Raw genomic sequence first — 8,283 nt, forward strand, 5'->3', positions numbered from 1 at the left:
GCTGGATCTACGTGCAGGACCCCGGGTACAAGGTCGGCCGCATCCAGGTCTTCAACAACTGGAGCCCCTACCTCGTCAAGAACGTCGACGACACCGTCTGGATCGGACTCGAATACTTCTGCGAGGAAGGCGACGCCTTCTGGAACATGACCGACGACGAAGCCCGTGAATTCGCCATCAAGGAACTCACCCGCATGCGCGTCATCAACGGTCCCCAGGACGTCCTCGACTCCCATCGCGAACGCGTGCCCAAGGCATACCCCGCCTACTTCGACACCTGGCAGCACATCGACGAACTCGTCGAATACCTCGACGGCTTCGGCAACCTCTACTGCGTCGGCCGCAACGGCCAGCACCGTTACAACAACCAGGACCACTCCATGGCCACCGCCATCGAAGCCGTCAAGAACATTCGCACCGGTAAAACGTCGAAGAAGAACGTGTGGTCTGTGAACACCGAAAAGTCCTACCACGAAGAGAAATGATCGGCGGAGCGTCAGCCCCCCCCCCCTTTCCTCGGCGCTCGACGTACCTTCGTACGCCTTCGGCCTCGGACGGCGGATACCGCACGCGTTATTTCCTTTTCCTTCCGGGGCGCTCGACGTACCGGCGCTACGCGCTCCTCGTGCTCGCAGCGCCTGAGGACAGTCCACTGGACTGTCCGCTTGACGGCTCAGCGCCTTCGGCCTCGGACGGGAGCTGCCGCACGCGGCGTTCGTCGCTTCCTCTGTGGAGGGGCTTGACGCGTCTGCGTTTCGTCTCTGTTCCCGTTGAGGGTGCTTGGCGCAAGCCCGTCGCTTCTTGCGGCGGGTTTTTTCGCATGTATGCGCAAAACCCATCGCGGCGAATGTGTTGGCGCTGGTTATAACGCATGGGTGAGTCAAACCCGTTGCGGAGATGGGCCTGGCGCTGGTTATAACGCATCGGTGCGCTCAAACCTATGCGGAGGCGGTGCCATCGCTGGGTTTTGCGTATGCGTGCGTTATAACCAGCGCGCAGGGAAGGGGCCGGGAGCGACCGGGTCGGTTCGGGCGCGAACGGGTCGGGTCGGGTCAGTCTAGGTCATAACCAGCGCGCAGGGAAGGGGTCGCTGAAATGGCATCCGCTAGGTCCGCACCGCCTTTCCGCCGCCCGCCTCCGCCCGCCCCGACTCACGTTTCGTCGCTCGCCGTACGTCCCTGCATCATTCGGTCCGCACCGCGTGTATACTTGAAGAGTTGTGCCGAGGCGTGGATTGCCGCATAGATGCGCGCCTCAACAGGTCCAGACCGTCATCGATCGGATCGGCGCACTCCCTGAAGGCAAACCCGAAGGGATACCGAATTTCGGAAGACGCCGGCAGCGGCATATCGTCCGCCGCCGAACCGCATCTTCCCCCGACTTGCGCTGATATGCGGCGGCAATGGAGGAAAAGCATTATGGTTAATGCAATCGAAGCGTTTGACGCCAAGCACATGAAGCCGGCCGACCAGATCCCGGCCTTTCGTCCTGGTGACACCGTCAAGGTGAACGTGAACATCAAGGAAGGCAACAACTCCCGTATCCAGGCCTTCACCGGCGTGGTGATCGCCCGTCAGGGCGGCGGCGTGCGCGAGACCTTCCTTGTTCGCAAGATCAGCTTCGGCGTGGGCGTGGAGCGTCGCTTCCCGCTGCACTCCCCGGTGATCGATTCCATCGAGCTCGTCCGCAAGGGCAAGGTCCGTCGCGCCAAGCTGTACTACCTGCGCAACCTGCGCGGCAAGGCCGCTCGTATCGTCGAGCGCCGCGACAACAGCCAGAAGGCCGCCTGATTCAGTCAGGCCCGTCATTAGGCTTTTCGAAAACCCGGAACGTCGTATGCGATCGTTCCGGGTTTTCCCATATGTGCGACTCGTGTCCGTTCCGGGTTTCCTCATATGCAAATGCTCGTATAATCATGATGCATACCACGTCCGATGATCAGGGGAGCGTTTTTCATGGCTGAATCGACCGCCGTCAACGAATCGAACGGACGTCGTCGCAGGGCCTCCTCCAACCCCGACCGCATGACGTTCCGCGATCTGCTCGTCTGGGCGGGTATTCCGCTGGTCATCGTCCTGTTCCTGCGCATGTTCGTCATCGGCGTGTACGAGATTCCGTCCGAATCGATGCGCGATACGCTGCAGGTCGGCGACAAGGTCGTCGCATCGCGACTCACGCCGCGTTTCTTCGAACTCAAACGCGGCGACATCGTCGTGTTCAAGGACCCGGCCCATTGGCTCGGTCCGAATGTGAAAAGCGATCTGCTCATCAAACGGCTCATCGGATTGCCCGGCGACACCGTCGAATGCAAGGGGCCCGGCCAGCCGGTCACCGTCAATGGCGTGGCGATCGACGATTCGTCGTTCATCCGTCCGGGCGTGCATCCCAGCGATTATGCGTTCAGCGTGAAAGTCACCGAAGGTCATTTGTTCGTCATGGGCGACAATCGTTCCAATTCCGCCGATTCCCGCGCGCATCAGGAGGACGGTTCCAACGGTCTGGTGCCGATCGGCGACGTTGAGGGCGTGGCGTTCGCCGTGTATTGGCCGGTGAGTGATTGGGCTGGTCTGGGCCGTCCCGACGACGCGTTCGCCAAGGTCCCGGGCATTTCGGGGGTGAAATAATGGTGATTCCACGACAGGTCCCAACGCTCGACAACGAACGCAGGTTGGCCGGCAGGGGATATTCCCTCGTTGTCGGGTTCGACGAGGTGGGTCGTGGATCGCTTGCCGGGCCGGCCATGGTGGGGGCGTGCGCGCTGCTGTCGCGCCACGTCGACGAGTGGACCGTGCCGACGGGCGTCGCCGATTCGAAGATGCTTACGGAGGTGCGTCGTGAATCGTTGCTGGAGCCGTTGAAGGCATGGTCGGCGGCGTGGGCCGTCGGATCGGTGAGCTCCCGCGAGGTCGACGAATGGGGCATCGTCTATGCGTTGGGCGTGGCCGCCGTGCGCGCGCTGAACGAGATCGAGACGCTGATCACCACAGGCGGGCACACCGATCTGGGCGTCTCCGAGGCGCCGAAGGATTTCTCGCCGGACTGGCACGGCACGATCGCCGGCGTCGGCGGCGAGGAGCGGGGACTGCGGATGAACCATGCGAAACTGCGCGTGGCCGGCATATTGGATGGGCCGAACGACTACATCACCCCCGTGGTGAATTCGTTCGACGCGCCGCCTTTGCTGGAGCCGATCGCGATGACGACCATCGTCAAGGGCGATCGCAAATGCGCGTCGGTGGCGTCGGCGGCCGTGATATCCAAGGTGATTCGCGACCGTATGATGGCCGATCTGGCGGCCGCGCACCCCGAATTCGAGGCGTATGCGTGGGCGAGCAACAAAGGGTATGGCTCCGTGCCGCATCGCGCCGCCATCGCCGCGCATGGGGCGACGGAATACCATCGCAAAACGTGGCATCTGGCGTAGATCCAGTTCACGAATCGCGAGATAGGCCCTGTTTTGGGCCGAAAACGGGGTGTATCTCGCGATTCGTGAATTGCTACGATAGCAATCATGACGATTGAGATTGATTTCGACCGCGCGGCTACGCGCAATGACGCCTTGAATACGCTGCTGATGCAGTTGATGAACGCATATTCGGTAAGTGACGACGAAGGCCCCCTTGCCGACGCCATCGAACGGTTCCTCGGACGGTTCCCCCATCTGACCGTGCACAGGCATGGCGACACGGTCGTCGCCTCCACGGATTTCGGCCGGCCCAAACGCGTGCTGCTCGCCGGGCATATCGACACCGTGCCCGTCATCGACAATTTCCCGCCGAAATGGCTTGAGCCCGGCGATTCGCTGATTCGTGCCGAAATCGCCGAAAACAATCCCGGCGAGCGCGTGCTGTGGGGGCGTGGCGCCACCGATATGAAGCCGTCCGACGCCGTGATGCTGTATCTCGCCGCCACGCTCGACGACGTTTCGTGCACGGCATACGATCTGACGTATATTTTCTATGATCATGAGGAGGTCGAGGCCAGCAAGAACGGTCTGCGCAAGGTGGTCGAGACTCATCCTGACTGGGTGCGGGGTGATTTCGCGATCATCGGCGAGCCGACCAGCTGCGGCATCGAGGGCGGCTGCAACGGTACGATTCGGTTCGATGTGGTGTGTCATGGCGTGGCCGCGCATTCGGCGCGCGCGTGGATGGGGGAGAATGCGATCCACAAGGCCGGCGAGGTGTTGGACCGGTTGAACGCGTATGAGCCGCGGACGATCACGGTCGACGGATTGGATTACCGCGAGGGTCTGAACGCCACGCTGATTTCCGGCGGCAAGGGCACGAACGTGATTCCCGATGAGTGCCGTATTCATGTGAATTATCGTTTTGCGCCCGACAAGACGCTTGCCGAGGCGAAGGCGCTGATGATCGGCGGCGACGCTGGGGCCGAGCTGGGCAATGGCGAGCATGTGGCCACGGGTGGTGTGTTCGCCGGCTTCGGCATCGAGATGAAGGATGAGTCGCCGGCGGCGCGGCCTGGTATGGATACGCCGCTTGCGCAGTCATTGGCAGCGCTGGTGAAGGCGCGTACCGGTCGCGACCCGCAGGCGAAGATGGGGTGGACCGATGTGGCGCGCTTCTCGCAGCTTGGCGTGCCGGCCGTAAACCTCGGTGCCGGCGATGCGTTGCTTGCGCACAAGGCCGATGAGCAGGTTCCTGAATCCCAGCTCACCACCCTCGCCGACATACTAGGCGAATGGCTGCGCCGTTAAGACGACAGTCCGGTGGACTGTCGTTAGGCGCAGCGCGCGCGATTGCGTCGGGCGTGCGGCAGGCTGTGTGGGGCTCCCCTCAGTCAGGCTGATGCCTGACAGCTCCCCTCCGTTGGGAGGGGAGCCTTGTGCTGAGCGCTCCATTCAGTCGGCTCCCCTCAGGGTTTGAGGGGAGCTGGCGGCGTAAGCCGGCTGAGGGGAGTTGGTGGTGTTGGCTGTGTCGGTGTTCTCCCTTCAGTCGGCTTCGCTGGCGGCTCTCCTCAGGGAGGGGGGCCGATTGGTGGGAGGTCGTTAGGTGCGGCGCGCGATTGCGTCGGGCGTGCGGCGGAGGCTGTGTGGAGCTCCCCTCAGTCAGGCTGACGCCTGACAGCTCCCCTCCGTTGGGAGGGGAGCCTTGTGCTGAGCGTTCCGGCCAGTCGGCTCCCCTCAGGGTTTGAGGGGAGCTGGCGGCGTAAGCCGGCTGAGGGGAGCTGTCGCGTGTAGCGCGGCTGAGGGGAGTTGGTGGCGTGCCGAGGCGCCTGTCACGGTTCATCCCTACGGTGTGCCATAATGAGAGATGGCGGTTCTGCATGCCGCTGATGTGCGGAAAACGTCGATCCCCTTCCGTGGCGCATTGAACATTGTGAAGCGCCGGAAGCGCCGGTGTCCGTTTTCTCCGATACAGACTTTGCTAGCAGTGCCTGAGCAGTGGCGTTATCGCGCGGCCGTAGTGACAGTACGGTGTTGACAGACTGTTTCAGGGTGGAACCGAAGCGTGATGCAGCATGCTTCCAAGGAGCGTTTGTGATAACCGAAAACAACGACGGCGTGGAAGCCGCCGCAGATAATAATGCCGAAGTGTCCCAGAACGGCCCGGCCCCGCGCCGTCGTCGTGGCGGACGCCGTGTGGTCCGTGTGGCCGGCGCGGCCGGCGCCAAACTGCCGGTGAAGGTGGAGTCTCATCCCTCCACCACCCCCGACGAGGAGAAGTCGGCGAAGGACCCCGTCGACGAATCCCGTCGTCGCCGCGTCAAGGCGTTGGCGGACGAACTGTTCACCGACAAGGGCATCCTCGCCAAGCCGCGTAAGACTCGACGTGCCGCTTCCGTGAATGAAGCCGCCGCCGAAGACGCGACCGGCAAGGACGAGTCCGCGAAGTCCGCGGTCAAGGCTCCGTCCGCGAAGCGCAGCGTCCGTCGTACCGTGTCGCTGTTCTCCTCGCCGAGCGAGGAGGAGGCCAAGCCGTCCAGCCGCGTCCGTCCGATGACGTCGCTGCTGTTCCAGGAGCCGGTGCTGCCGGCCGCGCATCCCGCGCCCCAGCCCGCCGCAACGACCGATCGCGACGAGGATGATGATGAGCATCGTCTCGAAGTGCAGACGACGCGACGTCGTCGCCGTCGTCGTGCGGAACGGGACCATGACGAGGTCGCCCGCGATGACGAGCAGCAGGAGACATCCGAATCCGTCCGCGACGCGGGACGTGACATCGCCCGTGACGACGCCGATGAGCGTGAGGAGTCGCGTCGTTCGCGTCGTTCGCGCCGTCTGAACGCCCAGGAGCGTCGTGCCGCCGCCGAGGTCGAACAGATCGAGCAGGACCTCGAATACGACGACATCCACTATTCCCCGATCGATACCGGCGCCGATGACGAGAACGAATCGGCCGGCGAGACACGTTCCCGCCGTCGTCGTCGCCGCGCCGGCCGCGACGAGGAGGCGGAGACGGCGCGTCCCCGCCGCATCGAACGCGAACGTGAGCGTGAACGCGAGGAGGACGAGGACGACGGCACCGTGACCCGTCGCCGTCGCCGCCGCCGCGGATCCAAGGGCGAGGCCGAGCCGGAGCCGACGATCCGTCGCAGCCGCAAGCAGCAGTACATCGACGAGATCACCGACATCGAGGGCTCCACCCGTCTGGAGGCCAAGAAGCAGCGTCGTCGTGATAACCGCCGCGACCGCAGCCGCCAGTCCACGCTGCTGGAACAGGACTTCCTCGCCCGCCGCGAGAACGTGAACCGTCTGATGGTCGTGCGCGAGAAGGAGCAGCACACCCAGATCTCGGTGATCGAGGACAACATTCTCGTGGAGCATTACGTCTCCGACATCCAGGAGGTCTCCACCGTCGGCAACATCTATCTCGGCCGCGTGCAGAACGTGCTGCCGAGCATGGAGGCCGCGTTCGTCGACATCGGTCAGCCGCGCAACGGCGTGCTGTATGCCGGCGAGGTCAACTGGGACACCACGCGTCTCGACGGCCAGCCGCGCCGCATCGAGCTCGCGTTCCGTTCCAACGATCCGGTGCTCGTGCAGGTGACCAAGGACCCGATCGGCCATAAGGGCGCTCGACTGACCTCGCAGGTCACGCTCGCCGGCCGCTTCCTCGTACTCGTGCCGTCCGGCGGCATGACCGGCGTGAGCCGCAAACTGCCCGACCGTGAACGCACGCGCCTCAAGAACGTGGTCTCCAAGATCGCGCCCAAGGAGATGGGCGTGATCATCCGCACGGCCGCCGAAGGCGCCTCCAAGGAAGCCATCGAAAAGGACCTGGAGAACCTCACCAGGCAGTGGGAGCATGTGAAGGAGGCCGAGGCCAAGGCCCGCAACTCCAAGCGCCCCAAGCTGCTGCAGGGCGAGCCCGACGTGGCCATCCGCGTGGTGCGCGACATCTTCAACGACGACTTCGGCAAGCTCGTCGTCGAAGGCGACAAGGTCTACGACCGCATCAAGGAATATCTGGAGACCATGGCCCCCGACCTTCAGGACAAGCTGGAGAAGTGGGATCCGGAGGAGCACGAAGGCAAGGACGTGTTCGACCAGTGGCGCATCGACAGCCAGCTGCGCAAGGGCATGGAACGCAAGGTGTATCTGCCGTCCGGCGGCTCGCTCGTCATCGACCGCACCGAGGCCATGACCACCATCGACGTGAACACCGGCCGGTTCATCGGCAAGGGCAAGTCGTTGGAGGAGACCGTGACCCGCTGCAACCTCGAAGCCAGCGAGGAGATCGCCCGACAGCTGCGACTGCGCGACATCGGCGGCATGGTCATGATCGACTATGTCGACATGGTGCTGCCCGCCAACCGTGACCTTGTGTTGCGCCGTCTGGTGGAATGCCTCGCCCGCGACCGCACCAAGCATCAGGTGGCCGAGGTCACGTCGCTGGGTCTCGTGCAGATGACCCGCAAGCGTGTGGGGCAGGGCCTCGTGGAGGCGTTCTCCGAGGAATGCCCGACCTGCAAGGGACGCGGCTTCATCCTGCACGACAAGCCGACCGTCTCCGCCAGCTACGACGACCCCTACGCCCTCAAGGGCGGCGACCCGTTCGTCAAGACCAACAAGCACAACCACGGCTCGTCCGCGCCCGCCCCCAAGGAGGACCCGGCCATGCCGAAGGGCTCCACGCCCGACGTCAAGGCCAAGCTTGCGCAGATTGCGGCGGCTGCACAGGCTGCCGCTGAGGAGGATAAATAATCTGAGCTCGTTGTGCCAGGGTGCAGCCGCCCGTCGCGGGCCTTGGTGGCCCGCTCCCTTCGCCTGCGGACAGTCCACTGGACTGTCCGCTTGACGGCTCAGCTGCACAAGCTGCG

5 protein-coding genes and 1 pseudogene are annotated in these 8,283 nt (G+C 63.9%); all 6 read left to right on the plus strand.

Annotation, left to right across the window (positions count from 1 at the left end; translation table 11 throughout):
* Positions 1-485 (plus strand): annotated as a pseudogene (locus DF200_RS10175) (hypothetical protein); the annotation flags it as partial.
* A gap of 933 nt (positions 486-1,418) precedes the next feature.
* On the plus strand, positions 1,419-1,790 hold the full coding sequence (gene rplS, locus DF200_RS10180) for a 50S ribosomal protein L19 (protein WP_109138159.1): 372 nt from the start codon (positions 1,419-1,421) through the stop codon (positions 1,788-1,790).
* Positions 1,791-1,955: 165 nt separating this feature from the next.
* Positions 1,956-2,624: a signal peptidase I gene (lepB, locus tag DF200_RS10185; RefSeq protein ID WP_241520233.1), complete on the plus strand. Its 669-nt coding sequence runs from the start codon at positions 1,956-1,958 to the stop codon at positions 2,622-2,624.
* Entirely contained in the window at positions 2,624-3,424 is an 801-nt protein-coding gene (gene rnhB / locus DF200_RS10190; RefSeq protein WP_109138161.1) for a ribonuclease HII, read from the plus strand. Before lepB ends, rnhB begins: the two co-directional genes overlap by 1 nt.
* Before the next feature lie 87 nt (positions 3,425-3,511).
* On the plus strand, positions 3,512-4,717 hold the full coding sequence (dapE, locus tag DF200_RS10195) for a succinyl-diaminopimelate desuccinylase (protein WP_109138162.1): 1,206 nt from the start codon (positions 3,512-3,514) through the stop codon (positions 4,715-4,717).
* Between the two features lie 783 nt (positions 4,718-5,500).
* Positions 5,501-8,167: an Rne/Rng family ribonuclease gene (locus DF200_RS10200; protein WP_241520234.1), complete on the plus strand. Its 2,667-nt coding sequence runs from the start codon at positions 5,501-5,503 to the stop codon at positions 8,165-8,167.
* The last annotated feature ends 116 nt before the right edge of the window (positions 8,168-8,283 follow it).

This window comes from Bifidobacterium catulorum, assembly GCF_003129925.1.
Taxonomy (GTDB): domain Bacteria; phylum Actinomycetota; class Actinomycetes; order Actinomycetales; family Bifidobacteriaceae; genus Galliscardovia; species Galliscardovia catulorum.

Excerpts from the sequence above, each read along its gene's own strand:
- rplS (WP_109138159.1), top strand. The coding sequence starts at position 1,419 with ATGGTTAATGCAATCGAAGCGTTTGACGCCAAGCACATGAAGCCGGCC.
- lepB (WP_241520233.1), top strand. The coding sequence starts at position 1,956 with ATGGCTGAATCGACCGCCGTCAACGAATCGAACGGACGTCGTCGCAGG.
- rnhB (WP_109138161.1), top strand. The coding sequence starts at position 2,624 with ATGGTGATTCCACGACAGGTCCCAACGCTCGACAACGAACGCAGGTTG.
- dapE (WP_109138162.1), top strand. The coding sequence starts at position 3,512 with ATGACGATTGAGATTGATTTCGACCGCGCGGCTACGCGCAATGACGCC.